At 46.0% G+C, this 23,957-nt stretch carries 20 protein-coding genes, 1 tRNA gene and 1 riboswitch; of the genes, 10 read left to right on the forward strand and 11 right to left on the reverse strand.

What is annotated here, in order from left to right; translation table 11 throughout:
- The first annotated feature begins 138 nt into the window (after positions 1-138).
- Positions 139-834 (forward strand): response regulator transcription factor, encoded by a 696-nt coding sequence (locus tag PPM_RS20500; RefSeq protein ID WP_013372723.1) that lies wholly within the window; start codon positions 139-141, stop codon positions 832-834.
- A 41-nt stretch (positions 835-875) separates the two neighbouring features.
- Here the strand turns inward: PPM_RS20500 and PPM_RS20505 are convergent, their stop codons facing one another.
- Genes PPM_RS20505 through PPM_RS20515 form a run of 3 tightly spaced genes read right to left on the reverse strand, consistent with a single transcriptional unit; the run spans position 876 to position 7,530 of the window.
- Positions 876-5,303 carry a hypothetical protein gene (locus tag PPM_RS20505; protein ID WP_013372724.1) on the reverse strand — a complete coding sequence of 1,476 codons (4,428 nt, stop codon included), beginning with the start codon at positions 5,301-5,303 and terminating at the stop codon, positions 876-878.
- Positions 5,304-5,353: 50 nt separating this feature from the next.
- Positions 5,354-7,087 carry an ATP-binding protein gene (locus tag PPM_RS20510; RefSeq protein ID WP_013372725.1) on the reverse strand — a complete coding sequence of 578 codons (1,734 nt, stop codon included), beginning with the start codon at positions 7,085-7,087 and terminating at the stop codon, positions 5,354-5,356.
- Complete coding sequence (locus PPM_RS20515; protein ID WP_013372726.1) at positions 7,084-7,530, reverse strand: hypothetical protein; 447 nt, start codon at positions 7,528-7,530, stop codon at positions 7,084-7,086. Before PPM_RS20515 ends, PPM_RS20510 begins: the two co-directional genes overlap by 4 nt.
- A gap of 45 nt (positions 7,531-7,575) precedes the next feature.
- Between PPM_RS20515 and PPM_RS20520 the strand changes: the two genes are divergently transcribed.
- Entirely contained in the window at positions 7,576-8,280 is a 705-nt protein-coding gene (locus PPM_RS20520) for a response regulator (RefSeq protein WP_013372727.1), read from the forward strand.
- On the opposite strand, the gene PPM_RS20525 is transcribed toward PPM_RS20520, so the two are convergent.
- Genes PPM_RS20525 through PPM_RS20540 form a run of 4 tightly spaced genes read right to left on the reverse strand, consistent with a single transcriptional unit; the run spans position 8,248 to position 12,720 of the window.
- Complete coding sequence (locus PPM_RS20525) at positions 8,248-9,159, reverse strand: glycosyltransferase family A protein (protein ID WP_013372728.1); 912 nt, start codon at positions 9,157-9,159, stop codon at positions 8,248-8,250. The genes PPM_RS20520 and PPM_RS20525 overlap by 33 nt on opposite strands.
- Positions 9,119-10,345 carry a glycosyltransferase family 4 protein gene (locus PPM_RS20530; protein ID WP_013372729.1) on the reverse strand — a complete coding sequence of 409 codons (1,227 nt, stop codon included), beginning with the start codon at positions 10,343-10,345 and terminating at the stop codon, positions 9,119-9,121. The genes PPM_RS20525 and PPM_RS20530 overlap by 41 nt, the downstream gene beginning before the upstream one ends.
- Entirely contained in the window at positions 10,329-11,594 is a 1,266-nt protein-coding gene (locus tag PPM_RS20535) for an O-antigen transporter (RefSeq protein WP_016324666.1), read from the reverse strand. Before PPM_RS20535 ends, PPM_RS20530 begins: the two co-directional genes overlap by 17 nt.
- Before the next feature lie 4 nt (positions 11,595-11,598).
- On the reverse strand, positions 11,599-12,720 hold the full coding sequence (locus PPM_RS20540) for a glycosyltransferase (RefSeq protein ID WP_013372731.1): 1,122 nt from the start codon (positions 12,718-12,720) through the stop codon (positions 11,599-11,601).
- 397 nt (positions 12,721-13,117) lie between these two features.
- Between PPM_RS20540 and PPM_RS20545 the strand changes: the two genes are divergently transcribed.
- From PPM_RS20545 to thiE, 5 genes are all read left to right on the forward strand, one after another.
- Complete coding sequence (locus PPM_RS20545; protein ID WP_016324667.1) at positions 13,118-14,839, forward strand: NAD-dependent malic enzyme; 1,722 nt, start codon at positions 13,118-13,120, stop codon at positions 14,837-14,839.
- A gap of 70 nt (positions 14,840-14,909) precedes the next feature.
- A riboswitch (TPP riboswitch) is annotated at positions 14,910-15,011 on the forward strand.
- Between the two features lie 134 nt (positions 15,012-15,145).
- Positions 15,146-15,835, forward strand: coding sequence for a thiaminase II (gene tenA, locus PPM_RS20550; protein WP_013372733.1), 690 nt, complete (start codon positions 15,146-15,148; stop codon positions 15,833-15,835).
- A gap of 25 nt (positions 15,836-15,860) precedes the next feature.
- The gene (gene thiM / locus PPM_RS20555; RefSeq protein ID WP_013372734.1) at positions 15,861-16,706 is read left to right on the forward strand and encodes a hydroxyethylthiazole kinase; all 846 of its coding nucleotides are present in this window, start codon (positions 15,861-15,863) and stop codon (positions 16,704-16,706) included.
- Positions 16,703-17,533, forward strand: a complete 831-nt coding sequence (thiD, locus tag PPM_RS20560) for a bifunctional hydroxymethylpyrimidine kinase/phosphomethylpyrimidine kinase (protein ID WP_013372735.1) — start codon at positions 16,703-16,705, stop codon at positions 17,531-17,533. The genes thiM and thiD overlap by 4 nt, the downstream gene beginning before the upstream one ends.
- Positions 17,530-18,219, forward strand: a complete 690-nt coding sequence (gene thiE / locus PPM_RS20565; RefSeq protein ID WP_013372736.1) for a thiamine phosphate synthase — start codon at positions 17,530-17,532, stop codon at positions 18,217-18,219. The genes thiD and thiE overlap by 4 nt, the downstream gene beginning before the upstream one ends.
- A 277-nt stretch (positions 18,220-18,496) precedes the next feature.
- Here thiE and PPM_RS20570 read toward each other — a convergent pair whose 3' ends face one another.
- Complete coding sequence (locus tag PPM_RS20570; RefSeq protein ID WP_013372737.1) at positions 18,497-18,838, reverse strand: winged helix-turn-helix transcriptional regulator; 342 nt, start codon at positions 18,836-18,838, stop codon at positions 18,497-18,499.
- 104 nt (positions 18,839-18,942) lie between these two features.
- Here PPM_RS20570 and PPM_RS20575 point away from each other — a divergent pair, with 104 nt between their 5' ends.
- Positions 18,943-19,854, forward strand: coding sequence for an arginase family protein (locus PPM_RS20575; protein WP_013372738.1), 912 nt, complete (start codon positions 18,943-18,945; stop codon positions 19,852-19,854).
- A gap of 181 nt (positions 19,855-20,035) precedes the next feature.
- Here the strand turns inward: PPM_RS20575 and PPM_RS20580 are convergent, their stop codons facing one another.
- A complete protein-coding gene (locus tag PPM_RS20580; protein WP_013372739.1) occupies positions 20,036-21,004 on the reverse strand; it encodes a LacI family DNA-binding transcriptional regulator in 969 nt (322 codons plus the stop codon).
- 187 nt (positions 21,005-21,191) lie between these two features.
- Between PPM_RS20580 and PPM_RS20585 the strand changes: the two genes are divergently transcribed.
- Positions 21,192-22,535, forward strand: a complete 1,344-nt coding sequence (locus PPM_RS20585) for a 6-phospho-beta-glucosidase (protein ID WP_013372740.1) — start codon at positions 21,192-21,194, stop codon at positions 22,533-22,535.
- Positions 22,536-22,742: 207 nt separating this feature from the next.
- Here the strand turns inward: PPM_RS20585 and PPM_RS20590 are convergent.
- Positions 22,743-22,816 (reverse strand) — tRNA-Arg (locus PPM_RS20590).
- Positions 22,817-22,990: 174 nt separating this feature from the next.
- Here PPM_RS20590 and PPM_RS20595 point away from each other — a divergent pair.
- Complete coding sequence (locus PPM_RS20595; RefSeq protein WP_016324668.1) at positions 22,991-23,284, forward strand: DUF4870 domain-containing protein; 294 nt, start codon at positions 22,991-22,993, stop codon at positions 23,282-23,284.
- A gap of 309 nt (positions 23,285-23,593) precedes the next feature.
- Here PPM_RS20595 and PPM_RS20600 read toward each other — a convergent pair whose 3' ends face one another.
- Positions 23,594-23,953 (reverse strand): hypothetical protein, encoded by a 360-nt coding sequence (locus PPM_RS20600; RefSeq protein WP_013372744.1) that lies wholly within the window; start codon positions 23,951-23,953, stop codon positions 23,594-23,596.
- Positions 23,954-23,957: the final 4 nt, after the last annotated feature.

Below are 23,957 nucleotides of genomic sequence, written 5' to 3' on the forward strand. Positions count from 1 at the left end.
TTTAAATTCATATTTTCCTTACATTATAGGACTGTTTGCTTTTCGTGCTTTTGCCGAATACATAAGTATGTAACATCGTAGAACATACATAGTTATGCAATGTTAATTGTATCTTTGTCCGTACAGGAGATGTCTGTCATGCCTACAAAAATACTCATCATTGAAGGTCAAAAAAGTTTGGCTGATATGATTGCTCTTCATCTTCAAGAGGAAGGCTATCATACCGAACTAATCTATGATTGTAAACTCGCAATTCCTACATTAATGCACTTTAAGCCGGACATTATTGTGACCGCGCTAATGTTTTCCGGTAAAGTCGAATGTGAGCTGATCAGCCACATCCGCCAATTTACTACGGTTCCTGTGCTCGTCATCTCTAATAACACCCTGCTGAACACAAGAATAAAGGCTCTAGACGACGGAGCGGATGACTTTTTATGCAAGCCCTTCAGTCTGAGAGAGTTAAACGCCCGCATCAAAGCCTTGCTGCGCCGCAGTGGCAGCAACATGCTCACTGAGACACCAACGATAACCCAAAAGCTTAAAAAGGTAAGAGTCTGGGTGAATGATTACCGTCATAGCCTGTTGGTCGATGACCAGGAAATCGAAGTTACTCACATCGAATTTTCTATTATAAAAGAGATGTCCTGCAATCCAGGGAAAGTTTTTACCCGTAGCGAATTGATGGATCGGGTCAAAGGCGGCGATGGCGCTTATCTGGATCGTACCATCGACGTACATATCTCCAGCCTCCGCAAAAAAATTGAACGTGACCCTAAAAATCCTCAGCATATCCGTACCGTTTGGGGCAGAGGCTACAAATACGAGATGTAGCCGTATAGTAACGGTCTGGTTCCCTCTGGGCAGCTTGCTTCTTATGGAAGCTTCCGCTTTGTCCATCGCCGATAAGGAAGAAAACAAGCTGCTCCACCCAATATCCCTATGACAAACAATACCCAGCCAAAACGGTAGGCTGAAGCCAGAATAATGACAACCTTACCGTTTCCGCTGCCATTCGTTATGAATCCGGTCGTTACTCCATTCACAGACAGACGTGCTCGCTGATTTTCGCTACCCAGCCTGAACTCCCATAATGGATTGGGTGATTCTGTCTCCCGGATCAGCACCTGCTGATGCATTGGATTATATAGTGTAAAGCTGCGTTCCATGGAATTTTCACGAGTAGCCTGAATGCTTTCCGAAGCGTGTGGTGCCATAAAAAAGGTTTCCATATCCGTTCCCTCAAACAGCGTAAATTGATCCACTGTAATCATCGCTTGATAAGGGATGATGGAATATTGCCTCATTTGAAATAAGCCTGATTGCTTCTTGTGCGCATGCGCCAATATCTGAAACTGCATCAAGACGGTTCCTGCTGGAGCCTTCACTATTTGATCATAATGATTCCATTGCTCCTTATCTCTCTCCTCTACCTCATCAATATAGGAGGTTTGAAGAATCTGGGACGCTTTATTTAAGAAAATGACCTTCATGTGCCGACTTCCAATTTGTTCTGATCGCGCATCCAACTGCACCACGTACTCTTGCAGCGGCTCTGCCTTCATTTTTTTGGACGCATAAATATTCCAGTCACAGGAATAGCTAGGTGCGTAACGAATAGACAGTTCTTTGTCCTGGATGGACAGATTCGTCTGACCAGGCCGAATATCTGCTACACATCCAACATCCGAGCCCAATGATTCCTTCGTGTCCTGCCCAGGCATTACCGTCACTTCCTGCCCGTCCATTCGATGAATATCTGCAAAATGGCTCAATGACGGCACCTGACTGTCCAGGGCAAGGGTTAAGCGATATTTTCCCTTGGTTAAGAATAAATTTTTGAACTCTACTCGGCCATAGTCGTTCAGCAGATCGGGAATTTGTATGATTTTCTTGGCAAAACCATCCTGATTGGGCACCGTTTCAATAACCTGCTTTTCGGATAATGAGGTAGCGGGTAACCGCTTATATGACTCACCCGTACGAATTGTTCTGGTCAGCACCTCTCCAGTCTCTTCATTCTTCCATTTCATTGCTAATGATCCTTCGTATCCGGCAGGTAGATTAGCCAAAATTGCTGTGCCATAGGTTCCCGTTTTGGTGACTTCCACCTCTCTGCTTAACGTCCCTTTTTGGTAACTGATTCCCCGTCCCATACTAAGTCTTGGTAACGCACGTTCCGTCTGCACATTCCCTTGGGCATTAAAATCGCTCTCTGCCTCCAAGGTGAAAAAGAGCTTGCCCCGCTTTAATGCCTGCTCCACCGGAAAAGATAACTGATCCAGTTGATCCACAGGAACAATCGCAAATTGATTGACCGCATTAAAGCCTTGCAGGTTATTAACCGTGACTGGGTTATCTCCTTTTGGAAAAACATGTTCTCCCAGATCGACCCATTGGAATTGGTTTAATCCCTCATCATGGGTCTTGATGTTAGTCACTCCATCCGGCAGTGTGACTTGCAATTTCCCGCCTGCCTTATTCATGAACACTCTAGCATATACATGTGAGGTTTGAGGCTGGTCCATCTTTTTATGCATCGTAAACGTGTTAGGCTTACTGTATTGCCCCAAATCACGCAGCTGAATATCGTGAATCCACCAGTAATTTTTTTGCTGCGGACGCTGGAGGGTTAACAAATCCATTCGCATCCAATAGCTACCAGGTGGTGAAACGTATTCCCCGTAAAATTTTACACTGTCAAAATTATAGCCCTCTGAAGGTGCCACAACATAGCTGACCCCCAGCTCACGCATTTGCTTATCATAAAACCTCATTTTTACATGCATTTTGTTCGTCCCACGGCCAGAAACGGTGATGTGGAACTGATATGGATTATTTTCCTTGGCTTCTAGCAATCCAGATCTGGCGACCTGCCATATATTACTCGGATCTCCCTTCATAATCTCGCCATGCAGAGTCGGCACATCGTTTGATTCCTCTCGGGGGTTAGCCTGCACACTGAACAACTGCGGATTATCAGGCTTGAAAAAGGTTTCCGTTCTCAGCATAGAGTCAAAATCCAGCACCGTATTCCCTTCAATGCTGCTCATCTGATACGGTGCTACATCCAGCTTCTTACTGGCAAAGGTGACTGCAATCCCTGCATCCATCTCCATATCAAACGGGAAGTTCCGTATATTTTGGGAGGATAAATACCACAACCAATCGTTGGTTGATGCAAAAGTTTTGGACCATTTCAAAAAAGCATTGCCATCCTCAATCGCATCAAAAGGCCGCAAGTAATCCTCTGCCGGGAGCTGTGACAACAGCAAGTCATTGAAGGAGGCTGCCTCCACATAATCCCCCTTGTTGACCGTCTGAATGGTGTTTAGCTCAGGCTTCAACGCGCTGAACAGCACTCCAAAACGGCTGAAATCAAAACCAGGCAAATGACTATAGCTCTCCAGCCGGCTAAATCCGTAAGGTGTCACAATTTTACTTGCAAGGATATTCATATAGGGCGGTGCCTGATCAAGATTGAATATGGAAAATAAGTCGTTCTTATACGTACGTTTCAACCCGGTTTGACCTTCCAGCTGAGACAGGTGGAAATCCTGCCGCTTCTCCTGTCCCTCATATTCGTCATGGTAGACCAACTGGTTGACCCCAAAAGTAGAGAATAGCCAGCCTAATCGCGAGCTTAATCCGTTGTCCATAACATACTGCAGAAAATTCATATAGTATGTAATACCGGGATCATTGCCTTCATGATGAAAGATCGTATTTTTAGGAGAAGAGTATACCTGAAAATCTCCAGTCGCCTTCTCAGTTGCCGTCTTTCCTTTATTCCATTTGGGCGTCGCTACTCCGTTATAGCTTTGAATCATATTATCAGCAATTGGAAAATACAGTGCCTTGCTGTCAAAACGATCTGAGTCAGTCAGCTTTTCAGCCATTTGACTATAAGCCTCCGGCACTTGTACCGGCTTGTAATACCCCTCAATGAACTGCGTACGCAAGGGAGCCAAATACACGCCCAGGCACAAAACGACGATAACAACCGCCAGCTTTTTATACCCACGCTGTAGCGGTGACGATCCAAACCATTCCATACATTGAATGACGCCAAAGGTCAGCAACACTCCGAAATTAAGGGAGAGCAGTCCAATAAATTTGTTAGGATCACGGAAAACCGAACCAATCACAGGGGTTTTCGTAACCAGAATGACAAACCACTTGGCAATGGATGGAAATGTCGTTCCAGTCGCTGCAACCATAAATAACAGCGTAAGGAGCGAAAAGATCAGAATGATCGGATTTTTATGTGAACGTGTCACCATCGCGTACCCGATCAATAGCAACAAGAATCCCCCACCTACATAAAACATCGCAGGCAGCGAGGAAAACGAGAACATGGGCCACCAATAGCTCAGTAAATAACCCACATTATATAAACTGCTGTTACGGCTGAATAGAGACAACGTATCCACGACGTTGATATTATGCTGAGACGCTTGAGCGTCCATCAACATGCTGCCTACATACAGGGACAACCAATAAAAACTGAGCAGACCGAAAAACACGCCAAAAATCATGCCTTTACGCAAAAAATTACCGTATAAGGGCTGTAAATAGGCGCGCCCTGCCTTACGATGGGTCCAGGTCAGTTTGAGCAGGAGCAACATGGTGAACAATCCCAAATAAATCATCCCAAAGAAAAAATAATGAATGGCCGCAGCACTCACGGTGAATACTGCAGCCAGCAGGAACAGGTCAATCCAGTTCCGCTGATACAATTTATGGGGATGATAGTTTTTAATTTGTTGAATTTGAAACTTGGGGTCCACCGCACTGAAAAAAAATCGCAGCATTAACGGAAACAAACTATAGCCACAAAGCAAATAAATATGCTGGATGCGAAAAATAACCCACGGATTCAGTGCATAAAACAACGAACCCACCACAATGGCAAAAATACGGGTTTTCGTAAAGCTTGGTGAATAATACACGCTGACCAATCGCTTGGCAAAGGCATACATCGAAAATGCTGAAACAAATAACAAGCCTGTGATAAACGACTTGAGCAAGACCGGGCCGCTTTCGTCAAATAATAATGAAAGTCCATAGAAAGGCAAGATGTACAGAATGCGTGGAGCGTTAAACAGGGTCGAGGTAGACCATCGCTCGTTCCATACCCCGGTTATTTCCTCCAGATACCGATGAGAGGTGGCTCCAAAGGCAATGTCACTGAACACGATTTGACCTGGTCCATAGATGGGGGCAAGATACGCAACGATCGCAACCAGCATCCATATGATTGCCGCCATATCGTAGCGATAGCGAAATATCCACTTTTTCATGCTTGTCCCCCTCTCTTGAACTTCTTGTGTATCTGTTGGTTATCTAGGACCTATCTTCTCAAATGAACGATGGCCTGCAATCCCTGATCGGTATTACGCAGCTTTAAGCGACCACCTATAGTCTTCAGATATGCATCCATATGATACAGACTGAACGTATGCTCCTGCGCATTTTGGGAATAATCCGGCTGGAAATAGCTCCAACGCATCTTATCATCAATCCCGCCGCCTGTGTCTTCAATGATAATCATAATTTCAGCTTCTTCCAGGCGTGAGCTAACCTTAAGCATATGAGATTGCCGTTTGGACCGCAGGCCCGTTCGGCCCCGTTCCTGCTCCTCCAGCTGCTCTCCATCTCGGTTCATGGCCTCTACTGCATTTTCCAGCAACCCCTGAATCGTTTTGTACAGCATAGGTGCTTGTGCTGCAATAGATGGAACTGGCTCTTGCCGCGTAATCACTTGAATGTGCTTCATATTCAGCGAACGGTTCGCCCATTTCAGTGATTCAGACAATACCTCGTTCATATCCGTGAAGCTAATTCCACTATTATCATGCATTTTCTCTTCCAGCTCATCACGCAAGCTACGGACACCTGTCAGTAACTCTCCAAGTGAGGATTCCTGTCTGAGACGACCCTGGATGAAATTTCCATTCAGCTCGCGGAAATACTCCAGTTCCTCATGAGATGCTCCTTTTCCCTGACTGGAAGCCACTTCAAAGCGGTTGGCTAGATCTTGATAAAATCCCAACAGCTTTAAATCATCGCCGCCCGTGAGACGGCTAGTCTGTTCTTGCAGCTCTTGCAGCTGCTGCTCAATCGTCTGCATTAACGGCAAATAATACGTGTCCTGCTGCTGTCGCATATCTTCATCCCGCCGCTGGTCACGCACTTGATTGTTCACGATGGCATCTTTCACAATCCGTTTGCGGAACTGGACGAGCATGGCCCACAGAATCATGAGTATTAGAGCCATCACCATCCACAACTGTTTGCGAAAGGAGCTAATTCGCTGGGCAGTGTCCTGACTAATATCCTTAACCGATATGTAAAGGGCCTCTTCCCCAATGCGGCTGAATCCTATTCCGTATTTCTCTCCACGATCTTCAACGATACCCGTATTGCCCTCCAGCAGCTTACGGGTTACACCCGTGATGTCCGTCCGGTTGATATCCGGAGTATTTCGGGAAGCTACGATCTTGAATTGACCGTTATAAAATAAAGTCTCATGCTGATTCACCGGCTTACTTTTAATAATTCCACTAAGCATCTCAGCGTCAACCGTACGCACCATAAAACCGCCCGTCTGCGCCCCTTGAATCCTGCACGCTATGTACTGGGCAGGCTGATGATCCTCAGTCACAAAAGAGCTTATCGCACAACCATTTTGCAGCCACTTAATCTGCTGGACTGCACTCTTCATCTCACGATTGTCACGTCCGGCCATCACATGATACTGTTCATCCAGCACATAAAAAGACCCGCTTTCACGCTTAAACCCCTCAGCATACTGGCGTGTTCCCTGATTCAGTATCTCTCTGCCCAGACTGGACGACAGCTCTTTCAGTTCAGCCTGCCATGCGGCATAACGCTCCGTTATGCTGCCAGACAGTTCCTGTACCTCGTACTGGAGCTGCTCATTCTGAATATCCGCCAAGTGACCGCTGAATTGCCGCATGACAAACCATTGTAGCACAGCGGCCAAGAACACGGTCACACACAGGACGATCAGGTACAGGATCAGCTTTTGCCAGCTTGGTCTCAACAAAGCCCATTGTTTCATGCCCTGTCCCCTCCATTCTGTTCAAGACGGCTCAAAATTGCTTGCATCAGGCATTCCAGCTCGTAGCTGACCAGCGGTAGACGCGCGCATAGCAACCGGGGAGTGCGACGCTGGAGTGCGGCAAACCTCGCAGCGGTTTCCGTTGCCCCGTCCGTCAGCAGAATCAACTCGCATGTTTTTGCGATATACAGGCGATCCAAATCTTCCTCGCTGTATGCTCGCAAATCAACAACGTAAATATCATGACGGTCGTCCATATGCTGAAGTGCGCTGGAGACAGCCAAGGTCACCCCTGTATGTCGCGCAGCATGATATTCGTGAAGAAGACGCATCCCTTTTTCCCAGAGCGCATGTTCAGCCGAATCAAATCGTTCACAAAAAAGACGCAACGCCCGTTCTGTACTGACATCTTTTAAAAATGCCAAAACGCTGATATTATACATGTAGTTCCTCATTTCTTACTTCCTGATTGGAGTTGCGCAGTTCTTATGACACCCCAAAACATTCTATTTGTTGACGACAGTCCAATGGTTCTGTCCCTGCTTGAACGGACATTGATGCAAGAAACATTCACCTTACATACCGCTCACACGCCTAAAGAAGCCCTGCAAGTGCTGGAAAAGTATCCGATTGATGTAGTCGTTTCCGATCTGCTTATGCCTGGTTTGGACGGAATTACGTTCCTTCGTATGATTAAGAAGGATTATCCGCATATCGTACGCATCATTTTATCTGGTCACCTGCATACGCAGTCTATTTTATCGGCCATTAATCAAGTCGGCGTGTTCCGTTTTCTAACGAAACCGCTGGAGCTGGATGATGATACGCTAAAAAAGATACTGTATGAGGCGCTTGATCAGGCTAGGCTCAATCGAAACAGCCTGTATGCAAACCAGAACGTCGCATCTGACCTATCGGTATTTATAAACAGCATTTTGAATGCTCCGTACCGACCGTATGTACTGCTGAATGATCAAGATATCGTAACCGCCGTACACATTGCACTTGCTGAGCTGTATCCTGTCGGCTGCTCACTGCGTCATCCTGACGGTGAAGGTATTCAGTTAACTCCGCATTCATTATATATACCGTATGAGGAGCCGGAATCTTCCGATCCCGACCTGTACTCGCTGGATACGCTGACCCTCGGTCATTCATCGTTACGCCTTATCCGCCTTAGCGAGATCGCCTGAGTGACGGGTGCCGCCCTTTAACATGGCGGCTACCCCAATCACAGTCAGGCAGGTATACATCCACAACATCCCCGCCGTCAGCAGCGGATGACGGATGTAGTTTTTCACATTCCCCCATGTATACAACACCGGACGGAAGAAGTACCAACGTTCCAGCGCCTTTCGCAATCCGCCCTCTTCAGATGACATTGTACGATCCATTACCGAGAAGTAGTAGGCTTTTTTACGTAATACATCCTGCAGATATACCTGTTTTTCGTCATGATATACTCGTGTAAAAACCGCCCGGCGAATGACTCCGCCAGACTCTATATAGCGCAAGGTCGGCTGTATTTCTTCAAAAGCAATCTGCTCCGCATTAAATCCGCCTGTCGATTCGTAAGCGCTCATTCGCCAGAAGCGTGCTGCTTCAATAGAGCGTTTTCCCAAGGTCTCTCCCGCGTTGTTAATGACATTCCGCTCGAAAACTTTCACTTTGGAAAAAAAATTATTTGCTTCCGAATATGCCTCCTCCGGAACAACCAAGGCGCCAATATCTTGATGATTGTCAAAAAAGTCGATGCTCTGCTGAATCAGATGTTCGGCTAAAATCATATCGGAATCCAATACAAATATGTATTCAGCCCCCAAGTGTTTCGCTTCCTCAACTGCCCTGACCCTCGCAACTCCCCGCTCTCCATGAGGAAGCTCTAGTATCGTTACGGGTACCGAACTTCCTGCTGACAGCATACGAATCGTCTCAACCGTCCGGTCATCGGAGCCATCATCAGCAACTACAATATGCAGATCCTTGTAATTTTGCCCTAAACAGCTTCGCAAACAAGGCTCTATCGTACGTTCATTGTTGTACGTGGAGAAGAGAATGACCACTTTGTCCACTCTGTTCCGCCTCCTCTGCCCAATTCTCCATCAACTGCTCAAACGCAGCAGCTGTATGATCAAAATGGAATCTTAGCGCATATTGATACGCTCGCTCACGGATGGCCATGTAATCTTCGCCACCCTTTGCTGCTCTTTCCATTTGTTCAGATAATCCCCGAATATCACCGTGAAAGCATAAATATCCGCTTTTTCCGAAATCCGTCGCATCCACCAGACCGGGTGAATTGCTGACAATACTGGGTGTTCCAACGGCTGCCGCTTCCGTAATCGTTAACCCCCAGCCTTCACGCAGGGAGGGAAACACAAGCGCATGGGCACGACTCATCAGCTCCAGCTTATGCTCTGCTGAAACAAATCCGTAAAAGGTAATATCGGCTTGGGATTGTCCTTGTTCATCCGGTTCTCCGTATGTCAATTCATACCGCTCTATAATCGGTAATAATTGTTCTGTCACATAGGTTTTATCGGTTTTTCCAGCAATCCATAACATAGCCTGGGGGAACTTTTCCTTGAGCTGCCCAAAGGCTTCAACGACCAGATCAATGCCTTTATATTTAACGAAGCGTCCGGCATACATAAAGGTCGGGTTAGACTCCTTCATTAAAAATTGTTCACGCGGCCAATGATCAAACTCAATGCCTTCCGGTAAAAGGTGAACACGATCCGGGTGAAAGCCCAGCTTAAGCAGATCATACCGGGTAGACGGGGATACGGTGAGCGTCCGATCCTTCCGAGCCAGCTTAAGCATCAGGGGCTCCATATGAAATCCAATCATATTTAGCGGAAATCGAGCATTTTCATACCATATTTCCCTTGTTAGCTGGTGTATGAAAAAGATCCGCTTGGAGGCCTCCACCCAAAATCGGGTAAAGAACTGATGCGTATTCGCCTGATTAATTACATAGTCAATCTGCTGCCGATGAAGACGGTAATAGCGCATCGCATAATAAATAACACTGTATATGTTTCCTTTTCGAATATACGTAATACCGTCAATGACTTCATGCTCAGGCATCCCCTCAAATTGGGGTGAGAAATGAATGAACTGAAAACGGCCTTGCTGTGTGCGTTTCAGCATTTCATGGGTGAAAATTTCTGCTCCCCCGCTTTTCGGAGAACGAATGTCACGCCAGGAAAGCAATAGAACGACGGTTTTACCGTTCTGTTCAAGTATGGTATTCATGGGGTGAATCCCCCCTTATCTTTATTTTGAATAAATATATATAGGCATCTATCACAAAATAGAGAGACATTGCCCCATAAACAATGAACTCTGACAGCAAAAAATCTACTGGGTCTGTGTGAGACATATGAAAGGCTGCTACTAAAACAGCTGCTCCTGCTACCAGACTAAATATAAATTTGCGTCTGCCCACTAATACGTGCACATGCACAAAAAACATCACGATGGAAAATAGCCAGTACACCCAACCCCCCCATGGAATATAGACCTCAGCTGACTGGTAAGAAGCTCCGAATAATATGGGAATAGACGTTGGGAACACAAAGGTCGTGCCCACATATACACACAGCGCAGCAACAGCCATTAACCCAGCATAGATGGCAATTAACTTGCCCAAAGCCTGGTGGTCATGCCCCTGCGCACCGATCTTGGGAATAAAGGCCGCGATCAGGCTGTAGGAAACGTAATAGACCAATTGGCTGTACTTCAGCGCAATGGCATAGCTGCTGGCTTGCTCGGGAAAGTAATGCTGTACATACAACATGTCGATGGAGATACAAAATAGAATGAATAAATTCGTCATAAGGCTATCGGTAAAATCCTGACCTAGCGACTTCCATAACCCAGAAGGGATACGTTCTCCACTGTGTGTAGATAAGGATACGCCACGAGCCGAAACGATCCAGCCGTGAAGCAGCGACAGCAACATTCCTCCGCAATTTGCCAACAGTAGCGCTTCCAGCTTTAAACCTAGTGCGGCCAGGACAAAAAACAGGCTCAGTTTCCCTAATACCTCAATGTAATAATTCACATTGAGCGCTAGCATGCGTTCCCTACCGTGTAAATCTCCGCGGCATGAACTCACGAGAATATGCAATCCGATCAAGGCATACAGCATGAACAGTGGGCCAGACTCAACACCCAATAGCGAGTGCAGCAACGGATGAACGGAAAGTAAAATGATCATGGCAAGCACAGTTAGCACTAGAGGTGCTTTTAGTAATAGAGAACCGAGCGGTAAGCTGCGTAGCGGAAGTTTCTTGTCACCCTTGGATACCAGCTTGGCGGTTAATAGCTGGATGGATAAGCCCAAAACGGACAGCAGTGCAAAGAGGGCCAGCAGCGCGTTCGCCTGACCATAGGCTTGTCCGGTAAGATACCAGCTCGCTGCAATGTGGAAGAAAAAATTAAATCCGTTAAGCAGCACATTAAAGAGGGGAAACATCAACGAACGCAGTCGGTTGTTCACGTGGTTATCTCACCCGCCGATCCAGTCGCCAAATCTCAATGATAGAGCGCAAAAAACGAATGGAATCTTTCCAGACATGAATGTGCGAGCCATCTCGGTCAATGCATTTGACGGGTAATTGCAGCACACGAAGCTGAAGTCGCTTGGCAATAAACATCATCTCCAGATCCAGCGCCAGTCCGAGTTGTTCCTTCAAATGTGGAAACATCCGCTTCACGGCAACCGAACTCATCACTTTAAGACCCGTCTGGGAATCTACCACACCTGTTGGTAAAAAGGGGCGAGAAACGACCCTTTTGCCAAAGCTGACGATAGATCGCAATAAAGAGCGATTCTCGGCGGTCATATCTTTGGTTCCAATCACAACATCATAGTAGCCCTGCTGAACAACATTAATCATTCTGGCAATGTCCTCAATAAAAAAGGAATCGTCCGCGTCCACAAATACGTAGTAATCCGCACCGATGGTCCGCATTCCTTCGAGATACGTCCCTGCCTTACGCGTATTGCGTCCCAATTCCCTTGTTTGAAGCAGCGGACTCAGGTTCTGGTTAATCCGGTTTACGGACAAGTCCGTTGCCGCCTCCAGCGCTTTAATCAAGGCATTCGTGCCATCGTGACTACCATCATCAATGAGATAAATCGAACCCTCTATAATATGGCTACGGATAAAGGTTTGCAGTCGCTCAGCAAAGGTTTTGACATGAACAAAACGTTTCTCTTCGTTATATACAGATAAGATGAATGCAACATGTTGGCTTTTGGTCGAATACTCGGGATAGAGCAAGCTTTGTATTTCAGAAATGATTTCTTCGGTATCATTGGCTTGCCAAAATAGCAGACGCAATCGGCCTACTCCGATAATTTGCACCATATGCTGATCACTGAACGGAAAGGTTACATCCGTCACCAATAGCAATGGCATTTGCGGAAATTGGCTACGGATCTGATTAGCTTTCCGCACGGCTTGCCCCGGCTCCCTATAATCAATCAGGCAGCAACATGCATCCTCGTAGACTGAAGCGGTCTCCGTGTCCTCGCACTGTATATATTGGTAAAAACAAATCACATTGGGATAATCAATAGCCCTGTTGTTATCGCTAAAAATGGCTATAGGTCCCTGCACACAAACCTCTCCTTTTCCTCCGAATAATTCTATTTTGTTGAAAAAGAATTAAAAATGTTTGCTTAGCAAGATTAAATTAATGTCCAAATACTTCATATTTTCTTAACAAAATAGCTCACATCCCTTGATATATAAACATTTAAGAGAAGAAAAATCTATTTTCATATTTGATAAAAACAGAGTATTTGGACCTGATTCATTAGGACTATAAACATGCGATTTACAAGATGAATCCGAAATTAAAATTAGTTCTATAGGATTAATAAGAAGATATATATAAGGTCTTTTTGTCATAGATAAATAGAAGAATAAAACCAATTTGCATGTCCATACTATGGACAACATGTCATCTTTCATCATGAATAATTATCAAAATACAGGGAAAGAAGGTCTTTTTATGGAAGCATTCCATGTCAATCGTGATGGGTCATTATCTACTCCCTTACGAGGAAAGGACGTGCTAGCAAACCCTCTTTTGAACAAAGGAGTGGCATTTACAGAAGAAGAACGCAAAGAACTGGGCCTGGAAGGAATTCTTCCTCCCACTGTCCTTTCATTGGAGAAACAGAGCGTTCGGGCATATCAGCAATTCTTGGCACAACCCACCATGCTGCGTAAAAATGCTTCACTTAACGACCTTCACAATCGAAATATCGTACTCTACTATCAACTGCTAACCGACCATTTGAGTGAAATGCTGCCCGTAGTCTACACACCGACTGTAGGAACCGCCATTCAAGAATACAGCCATGAGTACAACCGCCCTGGGGGCGTATATTTATCGATAGATAATCCGAACGGTATTGGACAGGCGTTTTATAATTCCGGTTTGAGTAGTGAGGATGTTGACCTGATCGTCGTGACGGATTCAGAAAGTATTTTGGGAATTGGTGACTGGGGTGTCGGGGGAATTAACATCGCTATTGGCAAACTTGCTGTATATACAGCTGCGGCAGGCATTCATCCCGGGCGGGTACTGCCCATTGTACTGGATGTCGGCACGAATAACGAGAAGCTGCTGAATGATCCGCTGTACATCGGAAACCGGCATAAACGAGTTCGCGGAGAAGCCTATAATCAATTTATTGATACCTTTATCAGCAAAGCATTAACACAATTCCCGAAGGCGCTTTTGCATTGGGAGGATGTGGGTAGCGTGAACGCACGACACATTATAGGGAAGTACGGTCAAAACATTCTCACCTTCAATGATGACATCCAAGGCACAGGAGCAGTGACATTAGCTGCGATTGTTTCGGCGGTAGGTGTCACCAAAACTCCGCTACGTGAACAAAAAATACTTGTCTTTGGTCCAGGGGCAGCAGGAATCGGTAACGCCGACCAAATACGGGGTGCTATGATCAAGGATGGGCTTCCTGAGGAAGATTCATTCAAGTCGTTTTGGGCCTATGATTATCGTGGACTATTAACAGACGATATGGAAGATGTACTGGATTATCAGAAACCATATGTGCGTAAAAAGGAAGAAATCAGCTCATGGGCCCGATCGGAAGATGATAAAATACCGTTGCTGGAGGTCATTCGTCAGGTAAAACCCACAATCTTGATTGGAACTTCCGGTGTAGCGGGTGCCTTTTCTGAAGAGATTATCAAGGAAATGGCACAGCATGTGGAACGACCGATCATTATGCCCATGTCTAATCCTACCAACCTTGCTGAAGCGGTACCCGAAGATTTGATACGATGGACTGATGGCAAAGCATTGATTGCTACCGGAAGTCCCTTTGAGCCCGTCACCTATAACGGTACGAAGTTTGAAATTGGACAGGCGAATAATGCCTTTGTCTTCCCGGGGCTAGGTCTGGGCGCAATTGTGGTCAAGGCCAAAAGAATCACCCCTTCCATGTTTACCGCAGCAGCTGATGCCGTTGCCAACGCCGTAGATTCGAATGAACTTGGCGGTGCACTGCTGCCCCATATCCGAAAATTACGTGATGTTTCGTTCGCGGTTGCGGTTTCGGTAGCGAAGGCTGCAATTCAGGATCAGGTAGCTCAGGCACACATTTCAGATATTGAACAAGCCATTCGGGATGCGATGTGGAAACCGGAATATGTAAGGGTCAAAGCCGTGGAAAGTGTAATCCAGCACCCTCATTAATCCTTGACTGGAATCAAAGCAGTTTGACATAACCTAGGAACGAATGTACAGTATTAGTCAAAAGAATAGGAAAGTCCACTAGGGGAGCCATTATGGCTGAGACAAGAATGAACTTGGACCCTTTGAACCTGATCTAGTTCGTACTAGCGTAGGAAAGTGGAGCCTTCGTATATAAGGTTTCAAGCGTTTTCTGCGCATTGAACCTATGTTGAAGCCGCTCCAGTTTTCGGGGCGGCTTTTTGGCGTTGTTCCGAGAATTGTATCTTACGGGACTTCTTGTTCTCCATTTTTATTGGAGGTGGGGAAATGAGTTTTTCGCAAGAACTTCGTCGGCAGGCGGATGGCATTTTTCAAGCCATTTATGAGCATCCCTTTGTGAGAGGTATTGCTGAAGGAAATTTAACAAGGGAGCAGCTGATTCACTATGTAAAACAAGACTTTGAATATTTGAACGCCTACATGCGGATTTACGGCATCGCGATCTCCAAAAGCACAAGCCGGGAGGATATGGCTGTATTTAACGAACAGATCTCTTTTATTCTCAACAGCGAGGTTCATCCACATCAAAACTTTTGTGCTATCGCAGGTGTCACCTATGAAGAGATGCAGGGATATCCACTCGCTCCGTCCGCTCATCATTATATCCGCCATATGCTGACAGTCGCACATGAAGGTAGTCTTGGAGAAATCATGGCCGTGCTGCTGCCATGTCCATGGACATATCTTGAGATTGGACGCAGGCTAATGGATGAGGTAAGACCGGACGAGTCTCATCCATTCTATGAATGGATTTGTTTCTATGGAAACCAGATTGAAGATGTAACATCCAAATATCGCGAGCGTGTGGATGCTTGGGCGAATGTCGCCACGGCTGCCGAGCAAGAGCGGATGATTGAGCATTTTATGCTAAGCTGCCAGCTGGAATATATGTTCTGGGATATGGCTTATAAGCAGGAACAATGGCCCGTCCAGATGCGCGCTACGGTCTTGGAATAATCAGTAGAGATGAGAGAGGATAAACATGATGAGTATATGGGAACAAAGTTATTCGGATCTCCTGACAAAGGTACAAAATAGCAACCCCCTCGTTCATAATATAACCAATGTGGTGGTCACCAACTTTACAGCCAACGGCCTGTATGCGCTGGGCGCTTCCCCGGTGATGGCTTATGCACCCGAGGAAGTAGCAGATATGGCAAAAATAGCGGGCGCCGTCGTGTTAAATATCGGTACGCTGAACCGCGAGCTGGTAGATGCCATGATCATTGCTGGACAATCAGCGAATGCTCATGGTGTTCCAGTTCTGCTGGATCCGGTTGGTGCGGGAGCGACGAGCTTTAGAACCGAGTCAGCACTGCGGATCCTAAAAGAAGTAAAAATCTCACTAGTGCGAGGCAATGCAGCCGAAGTCGCCCATCTAATCGGAGAAGTCCGAGAGATTAAAGGGGTAGATGCAGGCAACAGTGCTGACAGCAGTAATGTCGATCTGGCAGTTCGGGCTGCACAAACGCTCCATACCATGGTTGTCATCACTGGAAAAGAGGACGTCATCACCGATGGGGTCGAAGTACGATTGATTAGTGGCGGAGACGCGCTGCTTACGAAGGTAACCGGAACAGGCTGCCTGCTGACCTCTGTGTTGGGTGCGTTTGCAGCAATTGAACCCAACCTGCTGCTCGCAGGTACAGCAGGTTTGGCATTTTACGGTGCAGCAGCTTCCCGAGCCGCAGCACATACTGCAAAACTGGGGCCAGGCAGCTTCCAGATAGCCTTTCTCGACGAGCTTGCCAAACTACATACTGGTTCCCTGGAGGGGCATGTCACGATCCGTGAAGCTGGAACAAGTACAACAGGTGGTGCGCGATGAGAGACGTGCATGTACCGAGAGCGCTGACGATTGCCGGTTCAGACAGCGGCGGCGGAGCTGGAATTCAAGCCGATCTCAAAACCTTTCAGGAGCTTGGCGTATACGGCATGTCGGCTATTACAGCCATTACGGTACAAAATACCTTGGGAGTTCACGGTGTATATCCGTTGCCACAGGAAGCAACAGCGCAGCAAATCGAAGCTGTAGGATCAGATCTTGGAGTCGATGCCCTGAAGACTGGCATGCTGTTTGACGCGGGCATCATCCGCCTTGTGGCCGAGCAAATTCGAAAGTTCGGCTGGGAAAAGGTTGTCGTCGATCCTGTAATGATTGCCAAAGGGGGCGCAAAGCTGTTGCAACCGGAAGCGGTGCAGGCGTTGAACGACGACCTGCTCCCCTTGGCCCTGGTCGTCACACCAAATATCCCGGAAGCGGAGGCCTTAACCGGGATAAGCATTCGTACGATAAAGGATCGCCGCGAAGCTGCGAGACATATTAGCAGCCTAGGACCCAAGTTCGTTGTGATCAAAGGCGGCCATGATGAGGAGAGCGAAAACAGCGGCCAAGTTGTTGACCTGCTCTTTGACGGAACAGCCTTCACAGAGCTGGGCGGCAAGCGGGTGCGAACTGTCCACACACACGGAACAGGATGTACGTTCTCAGCAGCGATTACCGCTGAATTAGGGAAAGGCGTGTCTGTACCGGAAGCTATTTTGAATGGAAGAGCCTTCATTCAGGCGGCGATTGAAGATACGTTGTATCTGGGCCAGGGACACGGTCCAACCAATCATTGGGCCTACCGCCGTCGTCAGGAGATACTCCAATGAGCGGCCGAATATTACCTGAGATCATGCGGCGGCATTTACAGATGTATCTGGTTGTTGGAAGCGTGAACTGCCTCGCGGAACCAAGTCGGGTCGTGCAGGAGGCTCTTGCTGGCGGTACCACCATGATCCAGTTCCGGGAAAAGGGCCGTAGCGCGTTAACAGGGGTTCCTATGCTCGAACTTGCGCGTCAGCTACAAGATCTGTGCCACCATGCTGGTATCCCCTTTATCGTCAATGACGATGTGGAGCTGGCTCTTGAGCTCAACGCCGACGGTGTTCACATCGGTCAGGACGATGAATCGGCTGATTCTGTGCGCGCCCGAATCGGAAACCGAATCCTTGGCGTCTCCGCCCATACGATTGAGGAAGCACGCCGGGCCATCCTTCAAGGTGCGGACTATCTCGGCGTCGGCCCCATCTATCCTACCATCTCAAAGGATGATGCTCATGCGGTGCAGGGTCCAGCCATTTTATATGAAATGCGCAAAGCGGGAATTGATCTGCCCATCGTCGGGATCGGTGGCATTACGATAGACCGTGTGAAGGAAGTGGTAAGTGCAGGTGCCGATGGTGTAGCGGTGATTTCGGCCGTGACGCAGGCAGAACAGATTCGAGTTGCTGCAGAGGGATTAAAGAAAAAGGTAGTGCTAAGCATCAAACATCCGGGGATGTCCCAAAAGCTATAAAATGCTATGTCCCTTCCTTCACCCCATTATGTCACTTTTATTGTTTACGCAAGAGCCTCATTTCCACTAATAAAGTAGAAATGAGGCTCTGTGTTGTACGCTACAAATAAAATAATTGCCATAGTCAAAAATACCACATCCCTCAAATGATACTGATTTTTAAGCGTTCCTATCCCCAGTGCACTTGAGCTCGTTGAATACCTGATTAACTATAAATATATGTCAATCGTCTTTTCTAATATTCCTATAACATTCGAAAGCAATTAGAAAACGAAACTTAATTATATTGATTTTTGGTTCCCCATTCACATAACCCTTCCAAAACAGGCAATAGTGTTTCCGCTTTTTCTGTGAGACTGTACTCAACTTTAGGTGGAACTTGGGGATACTCTTTCCGATTCACCAGACCATCCGCTTCCAATTCTTTTAGCTGTGAACTCAATGTTTTGTATGTAATAGCTCCGATTTGTCTTTTCAGATCATTAAAGCGAACCACTTGGTTTTCGGCCAGAAGATAAATAATAACCATTTTCCATTTACCACCAATAACTGACACTGTATAACCAAAAGGTGTATCTTCAATATTTTTAACTTTACCTTTAAATTCAGCCATACTCATATTCACACTATCCTTTCGGGTAGTACCTATCAAATTAGTGCGTACTACGTTTTTATTTGCGTTCAGTTTATACTAACCGTAATTTGAAGTAAAGGAGAGAAAATATGACTAGAACAATACGCCTCTTAATGCCGCAATGGCAAGGAGGAAACAATCCTAACTACTCTTTTGGAGCTGAACTGCTGGCTTGGCTAGCCCCAGACAATGATCAACCCCTTATTCATGTTCCGGTTCAAGCTTATGATGGAACTCCGCTTGACAACGAGAACGGTATGAATGGGAGAAAACAGCTACTTGAACAATTAGAGGCTGCTCAACATATCATTGACGCTCATAAGCCAGATCGCATTGTAATGTTTGGTGGTGACTGCTTAGTCGAACAAGCCCCGTTTGCCTATTTGAACGAACGATACGGTGGAGAATTAGGGCTAATTTGGATCGATGCTCACAGTGATTTAGTTAGATATGTGGGCTATGATAACGGACATACATTACCACTTGGGAATCTGTTGGGAGAAGGAGATGAGGAGTTTGCAAAACATGTGAAAGTTCCTCTTAAGCCTGAAAATGTCTTTATCGCTGGATTAGCGGCTCCTACAGAAGAAGAGACAAAAGCATTTTCAGAAACATTTCAAAAACTAGGTGTTACTACTATAGAAACAGATGCTGAAGTAATTCAAAGATTAGGGATTCGAACTGCTGGAACCAAAGAGTTAACGATCAGTACCGAATCAATAAAAGAGTGGATTACAGAAAGCGGCATCAAGCACCTGGCGATTCACCTTGATTTAGATGTACTTGATCCAAAATCATTTCGTTCTTTATTATTCGCCAACCCTGAAGCTCCCTATAATCTTTCTCCTGCGGGAACCATGCAAATACCTCAACTACTTCATCTGATTAAAGAACTATCTGAAGAAACCGATGTAGTTGGGTTAGGTATAACCGAGCATATGCCGTGGGATGCTATTAATTTAAAGAATCTGCTTGGAGAAATACCTATTTTAAATAATTAATTCTACTTACGATCTGTGCATTTATTCTGACGTTAATTTCGTAATGGAATTATGAGAGACCGATGAATTAGAGTACGTGCAAAGAAGGACTCCTCTGGAATTTATTCTATTATGGAGTCCCTTTTTTTATTTACTAATCCCTGAATAGCACACCGATAAGCGAAAAAGAATAACCAGGATATTAGGTGGTCGCTCGCTCTACTAATTTGAATTCCAAAGGATGTAATTCTTCATGAAGCCCCTCTAGGGCATTTCGAATCATGATGAATGCATTTTCCGCTTGTTTGTCAATCGGGTAATGAATGGTGGTTAAATCAAGCAAATGCGAAATTTCGATGTTATCAAAGCCCACCACTGCAACATCACTTGGTACAGAAACACCGAGCCTACGTGCTTCAGTCAAAAGCCCTGCAGCCAAATAATCGGTAGAACAAGCGAAGGCATCAGGCTTATTGGGCTGTTCGCTCCACCAGTGAGCAATTTGTTCACCCGCTTCCATTGAATTTAAATCATAAAAATGCGGGAAGGCATCAGCGTTCAAATCATATTTTTTGCAAAAATCATGATAAGCCCGTATGCGCTCCTTCGTATTCAGTCCCCTCATATTCCCGTATACATTCACAATGCTGCGGTAGCCTCTGGCATACAGATGCTCCAGCGCAAGCATGTACCCCTGATACTGATCCATAAATACAGATGGGATTGCATCAATGTTTACACGCTGCCACGTCACAATTGGACCATATTTGGTATAGTGTTCAATCACGCTCCATTCATTGACGCGAATCATACAGACCAAGGCGTCCAGTTGCTTTCTCCGCAGCATTTCCAGTGCTTCAAGCTCCCGCTCCTTCTCTCCATTCGTAATAAATAGTGCCATATTAAAACCATGCTCCTGAGCATAGGTTGTAAATCCACGCACAAATGAACCCAATGAATCATTAAAAGAAATTGAAATAATTCCTATGAGCTTGGTCATGCCCTTTTTTAATGAAACCGCATTCAAATTAGGTACATAATCCAGTCGGTCTATGACCTCCTGTACACGCTGCCTTGTCGGTTCACTTACGTACGGATGGTTATTAATGACACGGGACACCGTTGCCGAGGATACGCCCGCCAGCTTTGCAATTTCATGAATATTTGCCACATTTCTCACCTCGTTCTTTCTATTTTAGCATGTTCGTGTTTAGCATGTTCGTGGTCCCGTCCCTACAATTGTCACCTTCCCCAAATAAGTTTTTTAAAAGCGCTTGACCTGTAATGCATTACAGGGATTACAGTGAATTTGAGCTTAAGAAAGCGGTTTTAAAAAACATACTCAGGAGGCACTAACCATGAAAAAAGGCATAAAGATCGCAACCATTGGCGGAGGCTCCAGCTATACACCAGAATTAGTAGAAGGCTTTATCAAACGCTATGCAGAGCTTCCCATTCGGGAATTATGGCTGGTAGATATTGAGGCAGGACGCGAAAAGCTGGAGATCGTGGGGGCCATGGCCCAACGGATGGTGAAGGCCGCAGGTATTGATTGTGCAGTACATTTGACACTGGATCGTCGGGAAGCCTTGAAGGATGCCGATTTTGTCACAACACAATTTCGGGTAGGCTTGCTGGAAGCCCGGATTAAGGACGAAAGTATTCCGTTAAAACACGGCATGATCGGTCAAGAAACTAATGGGGCTGGCGGGATGTTCAAAGCTTTTCGTACCATCCCCGTTATCCTCAGTATCGTTGAAGATATGAAAGAACTGTGTCCGAATGCATGGTTGATTAACTTCACCAATCCTGCGGGTATGGTCACCGAAGCGGTACTTCGTTATGGTAAGTGGGATAAAGTCATCGGATTATGTAATGTTCCCATCGGTGCGATCAAGAGTGCATCGGCTGTACTGGACAAACCGGAAGAAGAACTGTTCTTTAAATTTGCAGGAATTAACCACCTTCATTGGCACAAAGTTTATGACAAAACAGGGGCCGAATTAACAGAGCAAGTCATTGAAGGACTGTACGCTCCAGGCGCAAAGCCAGAGAAGGTCGTTGAAAATATTAAGAACATGCGCTTCCTGTACGATCAGGTTCGTCAATTGAAAATGCTGCCTTGTCCTTACCATCGGTATTACTACATGACCGATAACATGCTCAAGGAAGAATTAGAGGAGGCCAAAAACGAAGGAACTCGGGGCCAAGTCGTTAAACGTCTGGAAGAAAGTTTGTTTGAATTGTACAAAGATCCGAATCTGGATTACAAACCAGAGGAATTATCCAAACGCGGCGGTGCACATTACAGCGATGCTGCATGTGAAATCATTAATTCCATTTATAATAACAAAGGCACATTGATGGTGGTTAGTACACGTAACAATGGTGCGATTGATGATGTCCCTTATGATAGCGCCATCGAAGTAACCAGTGTCATTCGCGCGCATGGTGCAGAGCCTGTAAACTTTGGCAAATTCCCACCAGCACAGCGGGGCCTGCTGCAAGTCATGAAGGCGATGGAAGAGCTGACCATTGAAGCAGCGGTCACTGGTGACTATGCGACAGCACTGCAAGCCTTCACCCTGAATCCGCTCGTTCCAAGCGGGGATATCGCCCAAACCGTGCTGGATGAATTGCTGGAAGCACACAAAGAACATTTGCCGCAATTCTTTGCTCATAAGGAAAAGGCGACAGTATAAAACCAGAATCAATCATACTGCCGGGATACAAAAAAGCTTCCTACATGTAGGAAGCTTTTGCTATACGTCCCAGGAGGGATACTCTCCCTACGGTCGAGACTGCGAAGTTTATGCTAACGATGCTTAGCTCCGACGTCCCCCCAAGGGGTTCTCATCCCACTGGAACAAAAAAAATCTTCCTAATATTGAATTAGGAAGATTTTGCTACGTCCCAGGAGGGATTCGAACCCCCGACCGACGGCTTAGAAGGCCGTTGCTCTATCCAGCTGAGCTACTGGGACAAGATGACAATCAATAAAACCTTATGTATTCAGTGCATTAGTTATTATATCATATTTTGACCAACTGTCAAAAGCATTTTTTCATTATACAGGAAAGCAGGCTGCAAAAGGAATCATTTGGACGCTAAAGGGGTATTATGTACAAAGAACGATGCCAAAAAGGAGGGGTGATCCGTGAGGGGCCTTTTGTCTTCACTTTGTTATTTCAGCATTTTTTTCGCACCTTTTCTGGTGCCGGTCATTGTGTGGATCGCAGTCCGGGATGAATATGTTCAGGGACACGCGAAAAAAGCCATTTTATCGCACATTTTCCCCATTATTGCGGCGATTCCGCTAGTGTATTTTATTATCACTGCCAATCATGCAGGTTCAGTTATCGGGTTTGTACTGCTATTTGTAGTGGTCTATCTCGGCGTTTTTGTTTATAACATCTACAAAGGGATCATGACGCTGCGTGAAGCGGCCTAATTCTAAAAGAAGCCTCCCATATTCGCAAATCTGACGAATACGGAGGCTTCTTTGGGATCAACTTTGATGAGTTGCTTTAGTTCACTGGTAGCTTATTTATTCCCAAAGCGTTTAGGACTTCTGCGTACTTCATGTCTTACGTTTTTCTCCAGCACTTCTTCCGCGAACTCATTGTTATGAATATAACTGCTGCCTTTGTTTTTCTTATACTTCGCTTTGCCGTCTATGATTTCCCCCTCCTTTCACGCTGATCCGGCGATGGCGCCGGTGCCCAAATCAACAAAAGCCGAGGTATAGTACACCATATTCTCATGTCCCGAACTCCTTGGCAAACTCTGTACTAAGCTGCCCATAGGAAAGCAATTCCCTTTTGAATTTTTCCCGTTCCTCACCAGCGGTAATGTGCGTAGAGTCAGTAAAAGCCTTGTCGGTCACTTCCTCAAATGCCGAATGCAGATTATTGTCGTACCAATCCAGCTCCAGATCGGCATCATTGCGGATGATCCTTACCATGTCATAGTCAGGCTGACCATCCTTCTGATTCGTGGCTGTGATATAAACCAGCAGCTCCGGGTCATCTGCGGCACCGGGACGCACTTCTACCTCAGCGCAGCGCACTCCGTCAAGTTCAGTGAAGCGGCGTATTTTGGCATCCTTGATGTAGTACATTGTC

Source organism: Paenibacillus polymyxa M1 (genome assembly GCF_000237325.1).
GTDB lineage: Bacteria > Bacillota > Bacilli > Paenibacillales > Paenibacillaceae > Paenibacillus > Paenibacillus polymyxa_C.